The sequence below is a fragment of the Ruegeria sp. BI11 genome, assembly GCF_056538005.1.
Window position 1 is genome coordinate 76,320 of the sequence record NZ_JBQFSM010000010.1, and the last position, 16,811, is coordinate 93,130.

Genomic DNA, 16,811 nt, shown 5'->3' on the forward strand with positions numbered 1-16,811 from the left:
TGTGTCACAACACTTTTTTATCTGTGCGCGGGCTATGGATTATTTGCCTAGCCGCGCATAATTAACACCATCCCGTCCGGCGGTCGCTGGTTCAATGCGGGATGAGATCATGACGCTGCCGGGAATCGGAACAGCTAAAGGTTTTGGAGAGTAGAATGATCAAAAAGACCTTGGCCAAATGGCAGTCGGGTCATGTTGGCCGTTTGCTGGGCGAAAGCTTGCGCAATCAGGGTTGGCTGTATGGGATTGCGATGATTGCCATGGTCGTGGTCGCCGCGACTACAGCCGGCACCGCGTGGATGATGGAAAACATTGTCAACACGATGACGGAACCAGAGATGCGATCACAGGTCTACCTGGTAGCTCTCGTGGTGATTGCATTGTTTTTGGGCAAAGCGGTTGCGTCATATGTTCAGGCGGTTTTTTTGGCGCGAGCCGGGAACCGCATCATCGCTGTTCAACAAGAGCGCCTTTACGGCAAACTGATCAAACGCGGTGTCGGTTTCTTTTCCAGAACCGAATCCTCAGCCTTGTTGCTGCGCGTCACGCAGGGGGCACAGGCAGCCAGGCGGTTGGTCAATGTCATTGTCACCAGTTTTGTGCGTGACTTGCTGACATTGATCGGCCTGGTATTCGTAATGGTCTATCAGCAACCCTTATTGTCGGTGCTGTTCTTTGTTGTTGGCCCGGTTGCATTGGTGAGTGTGCGTTACCTGCTTAAACGTGTTCGCGCAATCATGCGATCCGAGATGGCGGCGCTGTCGGAAATCATCAAAGTTCTGCAGGAAACGTCCGGTGGTATTACAATTATCAAGGTCTTTGCGCTCGAAGATCATATGGTTGGTCGAATGAATGGCGCGATCAAATCGGTCGAAAAACGGGCAAACTCGATTTCAAAACTGCAGTCGGTCGCCAGTCCGCTTATGGAGTTTCTGGCGGGTCTAGCCATTGCGGGTGTTCTGGTAATTAGCACTATAGGAATCGCCGGAAGTGCTCCGACTACTGCGGGTCAGCTGATGTCCTTTATCACGGCGCTGTTGATGGCGTACGAACCGGCGAAACGTTTGTCGAAAATGCGAGTTGTTATCGAAACGGCGCTGGTTCCGATCGGCATGATGTTTGATTTGCTGGATGAAGAAGAACCGATGCGCGAACGACCCGATGCGAAACCTCTCGTCTCAGGCCCGGGCGAAATCCGGCTCAGGGATCTCAGTTTTGGGTACAAGGGAAAGCCCAATGTCATATCGAATATGAATGTGACATTTGAGGCCGGGAAGACAACGGCTCTTGTTGGCCAGTCCGGCGGCGGTAAATCGACGATCTTCGGCCTGATACTGCGTTTTTATGATCCCGATGGCGGAACTGTCGAAATTGACGGTCAGGATTTGCAGAGTGCAAGTTTTGCTTCGTTGCGCCAAAAAATTTCTTATGTCGGTCAGGAAACGTTTTTGTTCTCGGCCACCATCATGGAGAACCTCAGATTTGCGCGTCCTGATGCCACCGACGAAGAAGTGACCGATGCGGCCCGTGCTGCGCATGCCCATGAATTTATCAGCAAAATGGAATTTGGGTATGACACGCAAGTGGGTGAAAATGGGGCGTTTCTGTCCGGGGGACAAAAACAGCGGCTGGCCATTGCCCGTGCGATTTTGCGTAAATCCGAAATCCTGTTGCTGGACGAAGCCACCAGTGCCCTTGACGCGGAATCCGAGACACTTGTGAAAACAGCGCTGGACAAACTGACCGAGAATGTCACGACGATTGTCATCGCCCACAGATTGTCGACCGTGCTTGAAGCAGACAAGATCATTGTCATTCAAGAAGGTGAAGTCACCGAAGAAGGAAATTTGGATACCTTGATCGAAAAGGATGGTGTGTTCCGGAAATTGTTTGATCAGCAGTTCAAGCAACCCGTATCTTAAAGCCAGCCCGTTCCACATATTATGGTCGAAAACCAAGAGTCGCGTACGGGTTTTGCCCAATCTGTTTCGTTTTATTCGCGCAAGGCCCTGTCTTTGATTTTTACAACAGGTTGCAGCAGGTATTCTAAAACCGTTTTCCGACCTGAAAGAATGTCGACCTCTGCAATCATGCCAGGTATGATTTCAACCGCGAGGCCATCGGCATCCAGCATCGAATTACTGGTTTCGATCTCAATAACGAAAACCTCTTCGTCATTTCGCTCGGATCGCGTGATCGTGTCTGCGCCGATACGCGTGATTTGACCGGTTAAAGCTCCATAGCGGGCGAAATCATATGCTGTAATCTTGACTTTTACCGGCTGACCGGAGTGCAGAAATGCAATGTCCTCCGGTCGCACATAAGCTTCGACAAGCAAGGTGTCGTTCAGGGGTACGATCTCAATTAATTCCTCGCCGCTGCGAGCCAACCCCCCGATTGTGCTGCGATGCACCCGGTTCACAACACCCCGAACCGGAGACCGTACCTGTGCCCGGTCGGCTCGGTTACGCAGTGCCGGCAGGATAGGTTGCAACGCCGCTAGTTCTGTGGTCGTCGTCGCCAGATCCGTCAGTGCGGCGCTGCGAAATCTGCTGCGGGTGGCGCGGATTCGGTCGTCTATTTCGTCCAGCCCAGTTCTTAACCTGTTGGTCGCGGCCACGGCCCGCGTTCTTCGGCCTTCCCATTCAGCTTCACCACGGCGGAGAGTCAAAAGCGTCGTGGCTGGCTCCATCCGTTTTTCCACTAACGGCTGCATTATTGCGCGTTCTTCGGCCAACAATTTAAGCGTCTGATCGGCGATGACACGGTCCACCAACCCTTCCTCGTATTCCTGGTTTCTTTGCTGGCGCTGTCGTTCAAGAATTGCGATTTCAGCGTGAAGTTCGGACTGTCGCCCTTGATAAAGCGCGGTTTCCGAACGAACGACCTCAGGGGCGCCTTTGATCAGTTCCGGAGAAAACCTCAGTTCGGTTCCGTCAATTTCTGCCCGCAACCGATGAGTGCGCGCCATCAAGCCAAATGCGCGCTGTTGTTCCTGGCTTAGCTGACTGTCAATCTGGGTGGTTTCGAACTCCATCAGCAGTGCACCTTTTTCCACCACTTGCCCTTCGCGAATTTTTAGTGATTGCAGAACGCCGGGCTCGGTGGCTTCGATCTTCTGGATGTCCGCCGAAGGTACAATCCTTCCATCAACGCGGGTCACGTCATCCAATTCAGTTAGGTGAGCCCACAGACCCAGCGCGATCAGGCAGCATGCAATCACCAGTAAAAGCAAGGATCCGCGTATTGGTGAGCGTCCGCGCATTTCTCGCGCGAGTGTGGCAAGGTCAGGATGCCGCGACATTTAGATGCCTCCTTGCTTTTCGGGAGTGTTCAGCAAGCAAGCTTTTCGGTCCGTCGGCGCCAACACGCCCGCCCTCAATCACGATAACGCGGTCAACCAGTTCCAGTAGGCTGGTGCGATGTGTAACGATGACCATCGTTGTGTCTTGTGTTGCCTGTTTGAGGCGGTGGATCACCTCGGCTTCGGTTTTTACATCCATCGCGCTGGTCGGTTCATCCAGCAACAGAACTGGAGGTCGCCCAACCAGCGCTCTGGCTAACGCAATGGCTTGTCGTTGACCGCCGGATAGGCCTTCGCCGCGCTCAGCCAGTTTCTGGTCATACCCATTCTGGGTGTGGGCAACAAAATCTTCCACTCCGGCTACTTTGCCAGCATGGATCAGATCCTGATCCCGTGGCCTGACGGTGCCGCTGTTTATGTTTTCACGTACGGTGCCCGAAAACAGCCAGATATCCTGCAATACAGAACCGATATTTCGGCGCAAATCCCCTGGATCAATCTGACGGATGTCAGCCCCGTCCAACAGAATTGACCCTGAGCGCGGCTCGTACAGCCCAAGCAGCAGGCGCGCTACCGTACTTTTCCCGGACCCAATCGGCCCTAATATCGCGACTTTCTCACCAGGCTCAATTGTAAACGACACTCCGGACAAGGTGTCTTCGGTCTGATCGGGATAGACAAAATGCACGTCTTTGAACTGAATGCGACCTTCAAACCCATTTCGGCTGACCCAGTTGCGCCCTTGCGGCCTTTCACTTTCGGCCTGCATCAAGGCGTTAAGACTGCGATAGACACTTCGAGCCTGATTGACGCGCGTCAGGGTCTGGGCCAGTTGCCCCAACGGCGCCAGCGCGCGCCCTGTCAGCATGACCGAGGCGACCAATGCCCCCATGCTGGCCTGACCGTCCGTAATCAGGAATACACCGTAAAAGACGATCAAAACTTGTGCCGTCTGTTGAATAAACCCGGTCAAATTCAAGGCGAACTGTGTCACCGCCCGGCTTCGCATACCGTGAGAAGATTGCCGTTGTATCGCGTTTTCCCAGCGGGTTCGCATTTGTTTGGCCGCAGCGGTTGTTTTGATGGTTTCAAGTCCTGAAACCGTTTCTACCAGAACGGATTGCTTGGATTGCCCGTCTGAAAAACTTTTCTCAGCCAGGCGTGACAACACCGGTTGTACGGCAATTCCAGCCAGCAGAACGATTGGTACCGCAAGCGCGGGAATTAGTGCTAGCGAACCGCCGACCAGATAGATGACAAAAATGAACAGCGCGACAAACGGCAGATCAACCAGTGCGACCAAGGTCGCCGAAGTAAAGAACTCGCGGAGGGTTTCGAACTCGCGAACGGTGCTGGCCATGGCGCCGGTCGAGCCGGTACGGGATTTCATTCGGATGTTCAAAACTTGATCAAACACGCGCCTCCCCATCAGCATATCGGCCTTTTGACCGGCGCGATCGATGAACCCAGCGCGCAACAGCTTTAAGAGGAAATCAAACCCCAGTGCGAGGCCGACACCCGCAGTCAGGGCGATCAGAGATTCGGTCGCTTCGTTCGGCAGAACCCGATCATAGACGACCATGATGAAGATCGACGTCGACAAGCCAAGTAAATTGGCGAGCGCCGCCGCCAGGATCACCTGCGTATAGGACCATCGGTTCGCGGCCATTGCCGACCAGAACCAGTGCCCGGAATAGGTGCTGCCGCTGGTTGAAACCTCATCGTGGTGGTTGCGGCGAAACAGAATGGCGTAACCTGTATATGTATGCCGCAGTTTGTCTTCGGATACTTCGCCGATACCATTTCCGAGGTCGGGATCAAAAATCAAAAGGTGGCCGCCAGACGAGCGGCCGTGGTAGACAACAGTTTTGCCATCCTCCAGCAGTAAAAGTGCCGGTGTCAGACTGGTATCGAAGTCCCTTAATTTGCGTTTGCCATAGCCGGTTTGCAAACCAGCTCTTTGTGCCACCTCGATTGCGTCGCGAAGCGTCAATTCTCCACCCGGGCCGGATTGGGCGGCATGTAAGGTGGCAATTGTCATTGGTCGATCCATCTGAGCCGCAACATGCAACAGACATGTTTCCAAAGGCGAAAGCGTAGTTTCTCGTGAAATTGGCAATAGCTGTGTCATAGACCCTCATTCCATTTGAGTGGTGACACCCCTATGAGATCCAGAATGTCACCGGTGAGGCTGAGCGCGGCGTAGTTGGTCAGGAAAAAACTCTGCTCGGCCAAAATCAGCCTTTCTTGCGCGTTCACGTAATCTCTTTGCGCGTCCAGAATTTCGATCAGGCTGCGCCGCCCTATGGTGAACTGCTCTTGCGCTGCGGCAACACTGTCGGCGTTTGCTTGAACCGCAATACGGGCGGCCTGCAATCGCACCGCGCCAGCTTGCTGGTCCGAGCGGATAAACTCCAACTCTCGTTGAATGTCCCGGATCACAGATTCACGTGTGAATTCAGCCTCTTTGACTTGCGCTTCAGCGGCGGCGATTGCGGCGCGGCGCTGTCCGGTACTGTCGATCTCGTAGTTGAAGGACAAGTCAACGCCGTAATTTGCGTCGTTGCTATCGTCCCGATCTGCAAAAGCCGCGACGCGTATGTCGGGCTGGCGCCGCGCTTGAGCAGCGGCTTGTTCGGCCTTTGCCGACAACAGCGCTGCATCCGCCCGCCGAACCTGAGGGCTGTCCATGACAATCTGAGCATCGGTGCGAGCCAATTTGGGGGCCTCTACAGGAGGTGGCAAAACCCCCGGAGCGGTGCCGAAGAATTCGCGGAATTGAGCATCCGCGCGATCAAGCCGAGCTTGAGCATCCGCCAACCGTGTCTGCGCATCCGCCATACGAGAGCGGGCTGTCAGCACGTCCGCGTTTGATCCCACTCCTTGAACAGTTCGCTCTGTGATCTGGCGAACCAAATCTTCGTGTGCCGAGACGTTCCGGGCTGAAATGTCTAGAATTTCCCGTCTGTCGAGCACTACTACATAGGCCTCGATTGCCGAAAGCGCGATTGCGGCAGCAGTTTGCAGTTGGCCACCCCGGTCTTCGAGCACGCGGGCCTTCGCGGCGGTGAGGTCATTCGACGCCGCACCTCCATCATAGACAAGCTGTGATATGCGAAGGTAGGGGGTGACATCGGCAATGTCCGAGTCGATGCGCTCGGACCGGGCGTTTATGCCAACGGACAATTGCGGCAAAAAAGCCCCTTTGGCCGCGTCTTGATTGGCAGTAGCGATTTCAAGCCGTGTTGCACTTTGTGCCAATTCGGGGCTGGATTCGATGGCGGCACGAACCTTTTGACCAAATGCGCTTTGCGCGAGCCGAGGCGAAGGAGCATTGGCACCGGCACCCACCGAGCCGCTGGAAAGCGACATTTCAACCCCCGTCAGTTCGGGGGCTGGTGCACAGGCTGAAGACAACACTGCAAGACAAAAAGCGGCTGCAATTTTTACTTTGCGTTCACGTATTGGCATAGGTGTTTCACACCCCACTGGTTCCAAGGAAGTCGTCATTCTGCGCGTTGGCTATTGCGGAAAGAAAACCGGAAAAGTCTGAATTTTCCGTGTATTCTTCCAGTGCGTTTTGCTGGGTAATCTGGTGTTGAGCCCGCGCCAGCCACTCGCAATGAGACAGCGAAATCTGATGCGCGTGGATCAACAAAATCGCGCCGGAATCGACCAGTTTTAGTTTTTCACTCTGCAATAGTGAATTGAGCCCCTCGGCCGAAACTCCAAAAACGTCTGGCGGAAGAGCGATCCCGTTGTGCGCTGTAATTTGTTCAAACGAAACAATATCATTGATGGTGCGACACAAGGCTAGCGTTGCTTCTTGGGCGGCAGCGCGGGCTTGAAGATAAACTTTTACCTCGCGCAGCGCAGGTGAAGGGGCACCTGTGTCGTCAAAAAAGGCCTCATTGTTAGGGTGGTCGCTTAGCAGCCCAGATTCTTCGTCCACATTCAATTGAAACAAGGGTGTCTGATCTACCGTCTCTCGGTCGATACGTTCGATCAGAAAAGGATAACAACGCAATTCCGATGGCACATAACCAGCTAGCCATTGCCCGTCCTGTGATACGAAGGGAATGGGTGTCTTCGCACGCAGGGACAACAAAGCCGTCGGCTCAAAACCTCTGACGGTCCTCCTGAATACAATTGGAAAAGATGCTGCTGCTTGTTCAATTTCTTGCAGTACAATCGTGCATTCAACGCGATTGGCCGCGAACTTGTAAGATGTGAAACGTCTCCAGTATCGCTGCCCATGCCGAGAGAAGGTGACTGGAACTTGGCCATTCTGTGCCATTTTTTTACCCCGTGGAATGAAGTAGCTGCCGCTCAGATTAAGCGGCAGCCATTTTGCGGATCAGGCAGATGCCCCGGTGGGGTCGGTGTGTAGGAAGTTGTCTGCACTCAGATTGCTCAGGTCATCCAATCCAGTGAACTGCGCCATAGTTTCTACCGACGCCGAATTCGGAGCTGTATAGTTGACCTTGACCAATACACTGTCCGTTCCATCTGTCGCCATCACGTAAACCTCGTCGCCGGCCTGAGCCCCGGTAAGGTTTTCGACGGCGGTTTCGATGGTATGTTCAGACAGATCACCCAATACTGATGTCAGGCCGATAACCCCGGTATCCGCGCCAATCGCGTCACCAACGGCCAGTGTCTCGACATCGGTGCCGTCGCCGCGAAGCGTTCCGAAGCTTAGGCCGCTGAACATGACGGCATCGGCTACATCAGCCGCTGAACCAATTGTGAAACCTGTTACCGTATCGACACCGTTTGCGGTCGGGTCAGCCTCGAAAATGATGACGTCGCGCCCAGCTTCCGAAACGTCAATCATATCGTCGCCGTCCTGCCCGCGGATGACATTGTCAACATCGGTGGCAACCAGTGTGTCATCTCCGTTTGTGCCAATCTGGTAGACACTTGGACCGCCATCCGGGGTGTTGATCGTCAGCTCGATTGGCTGGTTCGGGTCGACAACGGTCATCTCGAAAGTGACCAGGGGCTGGCTTAGATCCGTGAAAGTGGTCGCAGCGCCAGCAAAGCGGATTACGGTGCCCCCAATCGGGTTGGACACAAAGAAATCGAACGCTCCATTGCCGATATCCGTACCGGAATCGAAGGTCACGACGGATGGGTCAAAGCCCAGGTCTGCCGTCATGGCAAGGCCGCTTGAGATATCCCGATCTGAGTCCGCATATATCTCGAAGGTTACCGTATTTCCGACTATTCCGGCCTGCGTGACGACATAGGCCGCTGGTACATGAGCGGTGTTATCGTCAGTTGCGGTCAGGGGATCCGGACCGCCGGAAACCGTAGCATCGGCAGCGAAATCAAGGTCATCACCTGCACTGGTTCCCGAGAAATCCGAGGCCGGCACAGCCAGAGACCAGCTGCCATCTCCGCCAACTGTTGCGGACCCAATCGGATTTCCGTTGAGGGTAACATCTACTGCCTGACCCATGCTTAGCCCAACCGAAGTGCCCGACACAGTTACTCCGGACGCCTGAGCGTCGGCCACCGAAACAGCACCGTTTGTACCGACGGGATTCAGGGTTAATACCGGCCGGAAATCTGTGGTCAGAGTGGTCGTCGCCGGGGTGGCCAGGTTTCCGGCCAGATCGTTCACGCTGGCCGAAATTGGATAGCCCGTACTATCCGAAAGTGCGGCCAAGTCACTGGTGGGCACGGTTGCAGACCAGACACCACCAGAGGCAGTACCGGTATATGTTTGGCCGTTCAGGGTGACGGAAACTGTTTGGCCATCCTCGGCGCTGGTTGTTCCCGAAATGGCAAGGTCGCTGCCTTGTTCGGTCACGTCCAGTTCGGCTCCAACTGGTAGGGGATCGAGGGTAACCGTCGGAGCAGCGAAATCGGTGGCGAAATTTGCTGTGTCTTGCGCACTGTTCCCAGCCGTGTCGGAAACCGAGGCTTCCACTTCATATGCAACGCCATCCTGCAACGCGCCCAGATCAGAGGCCGAGGCTGTATAGATCCAAGTGCCACTGTTGACCGTTGCGGAACCAGTGACGTCTACAGTTCCATCTGGACGGGTGATTTCAACCGTAACAATCGTACCGTCCACAGCATCAGAAGTTCCGTTGACAGTCAGGTCTGTGCCTTGTTCCACGGCATTCATGACGGCACCATCCGACAGGCTCGTGACGTTGACCGACGGGGCGGTAAAGTCTGTATCAAAGCTGTTGCTGGCCTGGATCGCAGGATTTCCCGCAACGTCTGACACATCTGCAGTGACTGGCACGGTGACCCCGTCAGACAAAGCAGCAAGATCCGCCGCAGGAACGATGACTGACCATGCGCCACCCGAGGCTGCACCTGTATAGGTTTGACCGTTCATCGAAACAGTCACAAGCTGCCCGTCCTCAGCTGTGGTAGATCCTGTGATTGTCAGGTCCGTTCCCTGCTCGGTCGAGTTCAGAACAGCTCCGTCCGAGAAACTGTCAATTGACAGGGTTGGTGCCGTGACATCTTTGGCAAGCGGTACACTGGCCTGTGGTGCCGCCAGCCCATCGGCGTCAGAAACATCGGCTGTTACCGCAAAGTTTCCCCCTTCAGCCAGAGCAGCCAGATCGACGGCTGGCACAGTCACGCTCCAGCTGCCGCCCGAAACCGTGTCCGTGTAGGTCTGGCCATTCAGGGTAACCGTGACTTGTTGGCCGTCCTCTACACTGGTGGTTGAACCGGAGATTGCAAGATCGGAGCCAACCTCGACAGCATTCAGAACCACGCCGACGGATAGCGGAGAAATGGCGACAGATGGGCCTGTCAGATCCACTGGGACAGATGCCGATGCAGGTACCGAGATATTGCCAGCTGCATCCGTAACCGTGACGTTGACAGCCGCCGGCACACCGGTGGAAAGTTCGTTCAGGTTGGCGCTTGGGACTGTTACACTCCAAGCCCCACCTAAAGCCGTGGTTGAATAAGATTGGCCATCAAACGTGACGGTAATCGGCTGACCGTCGACGGCGGTCGTTGTCCCTGTCAGAGTCAGATCGGTACTGACATCAATCAACTCAATCGATCCGCCTGCGATTGGATCCAGTGTGATTGTTGGGGCGGTAAAGTCCGTATCAAAGCTGGCATCGGCCTGTGTTGCCGAGTTGCCTGCCTGATCGTTGACATCCGCGGTTACGACAATCGTAGTGTCGTCGGGTAAGGCCACCAGGTCGGCGGACGGGACAGATACACTCCACTGGCCGCCAGAAACAATGCCAGAATAGGTTTGCCCATTGATCGTAACGACAACGGTTTGCCCGTTCTCGGCGTTCGTGGTGCCGGTTACGGTCAGATCGGTCGTTTGTTCAGAGGCATTCATTACCGCCCCGTCAGAAAACCCTGCAATTGTTAGGGTTGGGGGGATGGTGTCGACGGCAAATGTGACCGTTTCAACTGATAATTCCGTGCCTTCGGCGTCGAGGTTGCGGATTGTCACGGTTTGTACGCCTTGTGGTAAGGCGGCGGCTTCGGCTGGTGTCAACGATAGGCTCCAGCTCCCGCCGTCTGCGGGCGTCACGGCCTTAGTGAGCGAACCGATGGTGATCTCGACAGTTTCAGTGCCCTCAGGTGGGGTCAGGCCAATGCGGGCGCTGCTTAGCATGTTGCCTTGCGATTCCGCCAGATTAAGAACCGGATGGTTGGGCGTTGGCGCCGGGGCGTCATCATCCCCGCCGCCTCCGCCGCCGCCTCCGCCGCCGGCTGCGGCTGCGGCGCCAGCCAGGCCAAGACCGCCTAATGCAGCCGTTGCCCCGCTAAGACCCCCGGCAGCGGCTGCTCCCCCTGCTTCGGCAAGACTGAACTGAGCAATCTCAGATACCGCGCCTTCGGCGATCATGATCGCTCCGCTGTCCAACACTTGGACGTTTTCAGCGGCGACAATCATCTTACGGCCGTCCGCCAGTTTCAGAAGAACATCGCCATTGTCCAGCAGCTTGACGGACCGGACGCCGGGGATCGTTTCCGCGAACTGGAAGGCGTAAAGCTCTTCGATTGTGGCCTGCGCCAAGGCGGGTAACGCCAGAATCGTCGACCCAAGCCCACCGGCAATGCCACGACCGACCCAACGACGCATTTTGCCGTCGATCCACTTTCGGATGTTTCGCTTGCGTTCGAGATTCGACTGAGCATCGGCTGGATTGTTCTTGGATTCAGGTTCTTTCGTCATCTTGCCCTCACATGTGGTTTCCGCGCCCGCCCGAAGGGTCCGAGTTTTGTTCATCTGTCTTTCCCTTCGGTGACTCATGCGGTCGGACCAGAAAAAATTGAGTTAAACTGAAGCCGAACTCCTCGTTTTCTCCACATTCCAGCTTTGGTTTCGGACTGGGCATCGGATCATCCTGTGCTTGTGCCGGGTGTGGCGTGGGGTGATTTGATATGATGCTTCAGTTCGAAGGCGTGGTTGCAACGGGGAGCGCAGCGCTCGATTCAGGTATCGGCGATACGGCTTTAAAAACGCTTAATGGCGTCACGTACCTGTACAGCGTGACCGGTCCGGGCGGGGGCATTGCAGTTTGGAAGCTGGTCGAGGGCGCGCTGCCACAGTTGCAGGACACGGAATATTTCAGTGGAACCATCACGTTTCAGGTTGGTAGTTTCGGTATGCCTGTAACGCTGGCCGGCGACGACCAGCTCGTACTGGATGTGCGTTTGGCGACCGGTTTGGTTGGGTACGACCTGAACCCAAACGGGACTGTTGGTTCCCTGCACGAAACGGGATTGCTGACTGGGGGCGGAGATATCTCATCCCTTGTCCAGTTTGGCGATGCCCTGACCATCGCGCACGAGTCGTCGGGGCAGGTAGCTACCTATATTGTGAACGAGGACGGATCATTGAGCTTGGCGGCGTCAATCACCGGAAAGGCTGATTCGATGCAGGTGCTGCAGGCCGGGGCAGATCACTTTGTGATTGCAGCCGATGCGGCCAGCAGCACGATCAGTACCTACAATGTCAATCAAAACACAGGTGCAATAGCCGTTGTCGACAACAGTGATGCCTTGGCGACACTGGGGATTGCGGCGCCAACGGCGGTCGAAGTCGTGCAGGCTTATGGTCAGTCCTGGATTGTCGTAGCGGGGGCGGGCAGTAACTCACTCAGCGTGATGGAGCTCGCGGGTGACGGGCGATTGATCGCCACAGACCATGTTTTGGACACCTTGCACACGCGGTTCGAAACAGTTCAGGATCTGGCCGTTATCGAAGCCGACGGGCATGTGTTTGTCGTCGCAGGTGGAGCTGATGACGGCGTCACCTTGTTCACGCTGACGCCTGACGGTCAACTGGTGCATCTGGACAGCTTTGCCGACACAATTCACAGCGGTTTGCAGCATGTCGAGACGCTAAGCGTTGCCCATGTAGGGGATGAGCTGCAGATCCTTGTCGGTTCACAGCAGGATGCGGGGTTGACGCAACTCAGTGTTTCGATTGCGGATCTGGGTTTCGTGCGGGATGGCTTCGGAACGGTTACCGGAACGGCGCAGAATGATATGCTCAGCGGCAGTATTCTTGAAACAACCCTTGTGGGCGGTGAGGGCGAAGACATTCTGATCGCAGGTGTTGGGGCAACTACCATGTATGGGGGTGCCGGTGCGGACATTTTTGTCATGCAATATGGCAGCGACCCGACAACGATTAACGGTTTTCAGGCTTGGATCGACCGGTTGGATTTGTTCGACTATCCGCTGCTACGCACGCCGGGGCAACTGACATTCACGGCCACTGCGCAGGGCGCGCAGATCGAATATATCAATGAGGTCATAGTTGTGAACTCTTTGACCGGAGGCCCATTGACCAGTGCCGAGGTTTTCGGGGTAGGTTTCGGTGGACCGGATCACATCCCTGTCGATTTTGGGGACTTCGGGGGGTTGGATCCGGGCAGTTCAGATGGGGTTCAGGGCGATGTGACCATCGACTCGGAAACTGCGAACCCCGCTTTGTCCGACGCCGAGATCCGTTTTACGCCTGACGGTGGCGGTACGATCAGCGTAAGGGCGGATGACGAGGGGCGGTTTGATCTGAATTTGCCTATGGGGACATTTGAAGGTGAACTGGACATCGTCAAAACCTATTCGACGGCCAGCAATGAAATTACCGCACTGGATGCGTTGCAGGTACTGCGTATCTCGGTCGGGCTGGATCCAACCTGGGGTCCTGCCACACCGGAAAACCTGATCGCGGCGGACATTACCCAGGATGGAATGGTCAATGCCTTGGATGCCCTGGTCATCCTGCAGACGGCAGTCGGTCTCCCGACAGCGCATGAAGCAGAGTGGGTTTTCCTCGACGAAAATGCTGATCTTTCCGGAATAACCGCGAACGATGTCAGCTATGAAACAGGCATGAATGTCACCGTGGTCGACAATGTGCTCACCACCGATATGACTTCAATCCTTCTGGGCAACCTCGAGCAGGTTTGAGACCATAGCCCACTATTCGCGGAATGCCCGGTTGAAGTAATCGGCGAGGGGTTTGATCAGGTAGGACAAAGGCGTTCTTTCATCTGTCTTGATCATGGTTTCCACTGGCATGCCCGGCAACAGGGCTTGGCCGTTTAACCGCTCGACCTGATTGTCTTCGGGGGCGACTTCGGCCCGATAGAATGTCTGACCGGTTGCTTCATCGGTGAATGTATCCGCCGAAACGGTGACAACACGTCCGTCAATCTCGGGCGTTTCGCGTTGGTTAAAAGCGGGAAAGCGCAAGGAAACCGGCTGACCGATATGCAGCTGATCAACGTGGATCGCATCCACACGGGCGGCCACCAAAAGTGGCGTATCCTGCGGCACTACATACATCATGGGTTCTGCGGGCTGAATCACCGACTGCAGTGCAAAAACCTGACTGTCATAGACCGTTCCTGCGACAGGTGCGCGAATATCCAAACGTGACAGGCGCACATCCAAAGACAATCGCCGCTCGGCCAGTTCCGAGATTTGTGTCTGCACATCGCGCAATGCGGTAATTGCCTCTTCGCGCCGCGTGGCGTTCAGTTCGACTATTTCGATTTCGGTTGAAGCAATCTGACCCGACAACCGTGCGACCGAGGCTTCCAGACGGCCAATCTCACCAGTCAGGCTGGCATCTTCCCGTTGCAGAGCCGACACCCGGCTGGCTGGGGTCAGGCCGCGGTCAAACAGACTCTGCTGATCTTTCAACTCGTTCTGTATCAGGTCAACCTGCGTCCGCAGAGAAACAAGCTGCGCTTCGGTGCCTTCTATTTCGCTTTCGATCTGAACCAGCTGTTTGCCAAGTTGTTCGGTTTGCTGGTTCATGGTATTCAGCCGCGCCTCGAACAGGCGTTGCTGGCCTTCAATCAGTTCGGGATCGAAATTTTCCTGGTTCTGAATTTCAGCCAGCCAAACCGCCAGAGTTTCTGCATCAGCGCCGTCGCGTTCGGCCTCTAACCTGGCCCTGCGCGCCAGCAATTCGAACAGTTGGGCTTCGACGATGGTCTTTTCCGATGACAGGAACGTGTCATCGAGACGTACTAGCATATCGCCATCGGCGACCGCGTCACCGTCGCGAACAAAAATCTCACCGACCACGCCGCCGTCAGGATGTTCAACCACTTGCCGGTTGCTCTGTACCTCGATAACCCCTTGCGAGATGATGGCCCCTGCCAAACGCGTCTGTACGGACCAGATACCAAGTCCACCGACCAATATCACCAAAGCCGTACAGCCGACCAGAGCCGGTATCGTAATGCGCCATACCGGGCGCGTGTCCTGAGCCGTCTTATCCTGCATCTTTATTCACCTGTCGGAGGCCCCGTTTGATGGCTCCTGCGTTTTGCACCATAGCGGCCAGGACCTCATCCCGGGTGCCGGTCTTTACCACCTGGCCGTTTTCGACCACCGCCAGATCATCGCATTCCGAAATCGCCTGCGGGCGGTGAGTCATGATGATAGTAGATTTTCCAGCCTTTTTCAGACCTCGTACCGCAGCGTTCAATGCCTCGGTTCCATCGGCATCCAGCGCCGAGTTCGGTTCATCCAGAATCAACAGAACCGGATTTCCATACAGAGCGCGGGCCAACGCGATCCGTTGCTTTTGTCCGCCCGACAACTGGCTGTCATTGCCCTCCAAGAAGGTGTCGTACCCTTTGCTCAGGGACAGGATAAGTTCATGCGCGTTGGCCATTTTGGCTGCGGCCACAACCGCATCGGGGTCAGGTGTTTCCGACATGCGTGCAATGTTTTCGGCGACCGACCCGTTGAACAGTGTAACTTCCTGCGGCAAATAGCCGATATGTTGTCCCAGATCGTCGGGATCGTATTGATCCAAGGTTGCTCCACCCAGCCGGATTTCCCCGGCTGCCGGTTGCCACAGGCCCAAAAGCGCCTTGGCCAGAGTGGATTTTCCGGATCCACTTTTGCCGATGACACCCAACGCCTTGCCCGGTTCAAGTCGTAGAGCGACATTACGTAGCGTCGGTTTGCTCGCGCCTGGAGGAATGACGGTCAGGCTTTTGGCGGTCAGCCGGGCCTCGGGCACAGGTAGCTTGGTGCGCGGGGCTTCGGGTGGGGTCGCATCCAGAAAACGGTTCAACGAAGTCCAGGCGGTGCGCGCCCGTTCGACCATGCTCCATTGGCCAACCGCCTGCTCCACCGGTGCAAGCGCTCGTCCCAACAGAATCGAACCGGCAATCATCGCCCCTGGTGTCAATTCGTTGCGCAGCACCAGCAAGGCGCCAAGCGCCAGCATCGCCGATTGCAGGAACAACCGAAGCGATTTGGTCAGCGAGGTAAAGCTGCCCGTCCAGTCACTGGCGGCTATGGTCTGCCGCAGAGCGTTGGTTCGCTGTTTTTGCCAGCGCTGGGTTATGTCCTCTTGCATGCCCTGTGACCGCACCACTTCGGCGGCTTGTCTTGCATGTTCTGAAAAAGCGTTGGCCTGTGCCGAGGCTCTCTGCGCCTCTGCCACCTTGCGATGGGTCAACCACTGGTTCAGCAGGGCGATCAGGATCAGCAAGCTTCCGCCAGCCACTGCCAGCCACCCCAAAAGCGGGTGAAACAGGAAGATTGCTGCCAGAAACACTGGGGTCCACGGGATGTCCATAACGGCCAGCAGAACCGGTGAGGAGCAAAGGTTCTGGATCGATTCAAGATCCCGCAATGCCATCGCCGGTGCGGATCGCGCCTGCGGGAATAGCGATCGGCGCAGGGTGGCGTCGAACACACGTTCATCCAGTTGCGACTGGAAGCGAGCACCGAATCGGGCCACGATCCTGCCGCGCGCAAAATCCAGCATCGCCATAAGGCCATATAGCAGTGCCACCAGCAAAAACAGGGCGGCCAAGGTTTCTACCGCACGCGAACCCAATACTCGATCATAGACCTGCAGCATGAACAAAGGCCCGGTCAGCATTAGTAGGTTGACGAAAATGCTGAACAGAAACGCCAGAGCTAAAAAGGCAATGCCCTGATTGCGCACTGTTCGCAGCTCGTGGCGGGGCGGCATAGTCATGCGGTTTTCAATGTTCACGTACAG

9 protein-coding genes are annotated in these 16,811 nt (G+C 55.8%); 2 read left to right on the forward strand and 7 right to left on the reverse strand.

Features of this window, described 5'->3' with window-relative positions:
* The first annotated feature begins 155 nt into the window (after positions 1-155).
* On the forward strand, positions 156-1,922 hold the full coding sequence (locus tag ACR0DT_RS18935) for an ABC transporter ATP-binding protein (RefSeq protein WP_480712251.1): 1,767 nt from the start codon (positions 156-158) through the stop codon (positions 1,920-1,922).
* Positions 1,923-1,993: 71 nt separating this feature from the next.
* Here the strand turns inward: ACR0DT_RS18935 and ACR0DT_RS18940 are convergent, their stop codons facing one another.
* The 5 genes from ACR0DT_RS18940 to ACR0DT_RS18960 all read right to left on the reverse strand — a co-directional run bounded on the left by ACR0DT_RS18940 (position 1,994) and on the right by ACR0DT_RS18960 (position 11,543).
* Positions 1,994-3,304, reverse strand: coding sequence for an HlyD family type I secretion periplasmic adaptor subunit (locus ACR0DT_RS18940; protein ID WP_480712252.1), 1,311 nt, complete (start codon positions 3,302-3,304; stop codon positions 1,994-1,996).
* Positions 3,288-5,435 carry a type I secretion system permease/ATPase gene (locus ACR0DT_RS18945; protein WP_480712253.1) on the reverse strand — a complete coding sequence of 716 codons (2,148 nt, stop codon included), beginning with the start codon at positions 5,433-5,435 and terminating at the stop codon, positions 3,288-3,290. The genes ACR0DT_RS18940 and ACR0DT_RS18945 overlap by 17 nt, the downstream gene beginning before the upstream one ends.
* Complete coding sequence (locus ACR0DT_RS18950; protein WP_480712254.1) at positions 5,432-6,676, reverse strand: TolC family protein; 1,245 nt, start codon at positions 6,674-6,676, stop codon at positions 5,432-5,434. The genes ACR0DT_RS18945 and ACR0DT_RS18950 overlap by 4 nt, the downstream gene beginning before the upstream one ends.
* 106 nt (positions 6,677-6,782) lie before the next feature.
* A complete protein-coding gene (locus ACR0DT_RS18955) occupies positions 6,783-7,601 on the reverse strand; it encodes a SapC family protein (protein WP_480712255.1) in 819 nt (272 codons plus the stop codon).
* Positions 7,602-7,661: 60 nt separating this feature from the next.
* A complete protein-coding gene (locus ACR0DT_RS18960) occupies positions 7,662-11,543 on the reverse strand; it encodes an adhesin (protein WP_480712256.1) in 3,882 nt (1,293 codons plus the stop codon).
* Between the two features lie 155 nt (positions 11,544-11,698).
* Here ACR0DT_RS18960 and ACR0DT_RS18965 point away from each other — a divergent pair, with 155 nt between their 5' ends.
* Positions 11,699-13,738 carry a dockerin type I domain-containing protein gene (locus ACR0DT_RS18965; protein ID WP_480712257.1) on the forward strand — a complete coding sequence of 680 codons (2,040 nt, stop codon included), beginning with the start codon at positions 11,699-11,701 and terminating at the stop codon, positions 13,736-13,738.
* A gap of 12 nt (positions 13,739-13,750) precedes the next feature.
* On the opposite strand, the gene ACR0DT_RS18970 is transcribed toward ACR0DT_RS18965, so the two are convergent.
* Together ACR0DT_RS18970 and ACR0DT_RS18975 are read right to left on the reverse strand one after the other, a co-directional pair.
* A complete protein-coding gene (locus tag ACR0DT_RS18970) occupies positions 13,751-15,067 on the reverse strand; it encodes an HlyD family type I secretion periplasmic adaptor subunit (RefSeq protein ID WP_480712258.1) in 1,317 nt (438 codons plus the stop codon).
* Positions 15,057-16,787: a type I secretion system permease/ATPase gene (locus ACR0DT_RS18975; protein ID WP_480712259.1), complete on the reverse strand. Its 1,731-nt coding sequence runs from the start codon at positions 16,785-16,787 to the stop codon at positions 15,057-15,059. The genes ACR0DT_RS18970 and ACR0DT_RS18975 overlap by 11 nt, the downstream gene beginning before the upstream one ends.
* Between the last annotated feature and the right edge of the window lie 24 nt (positions 16,788-16,811).

Excerpts from the sequence above, each read along its gene's own strand:
- ACR0DT_RS18955 (WP_480712255.1), bottom strand. The coding sequence starts at position 7,601 with ATGGCACAGAATGGCCAAGTTCCAGTCACCTTCTCTCGGCATGGGCAG.
- ACR0DT_RS18965 (WP_480712257.1), top strand. The coding sequence starts at position 11,699 with ATGATGCTTCAGTTCGAAGGCGTGGTTGCAACGGGGAGCGCAGCGCTC.
- ACR0DT_RS18975 (WP_480712259.1), bottom strand. The coding sequence starts at position 16,787 with ATGACTATGCCGCCCCGCCACGAGCTGCGAACAGTGCGCAATCAGGGC.
- ACR0DT_RS18940 (WP_480712252.1), bottom strand. The coding sequence starts at position 3,304 with ATGTCGCGGCATCCTGACCTTGCCACACTCGCGCGAGAAATGCGCGGA.
- ACR0DT_RS18950 (WP_480712254.1), bottom strand. The coding sequence starts at position 6,676 with ATGTCGCTTTCCAGCGGCTCGGTGGGTGCCGGTGCCAATGCTCCTTCG.
- ACR0DT_RS18935 (WP_480712251.1), top strand. The coding sequence starts at position 156 with ATGATCAAAAAGACCTTGGCCAAATGGCAGTCGGGTCATGTTGGCCGT.
- ACR0DT_RS18960 (WP_480712256.1), bottom strand. The coding sequence starts at position 11,543 with ATGAACAAAACTCGGACCCTTCGGGCGGGCGCGGAAACCACATGTGAG.
- ACR0DT_RS18945 (WP_480712253.1), bottom strand. The coding sequence starts at position 5,435 with ATGACACAGCTATTGCCAATTTCACGAGAAACTACGCTTTCGCCTTTG.
- ACR0DT_RS18970 (WP_480712258.1), bottom strand. The coding sequence starts at position 15,067 with ATGCAGGATAAGACGGCTCAGGACACGCGCCCGGTATGGCGCATTACG.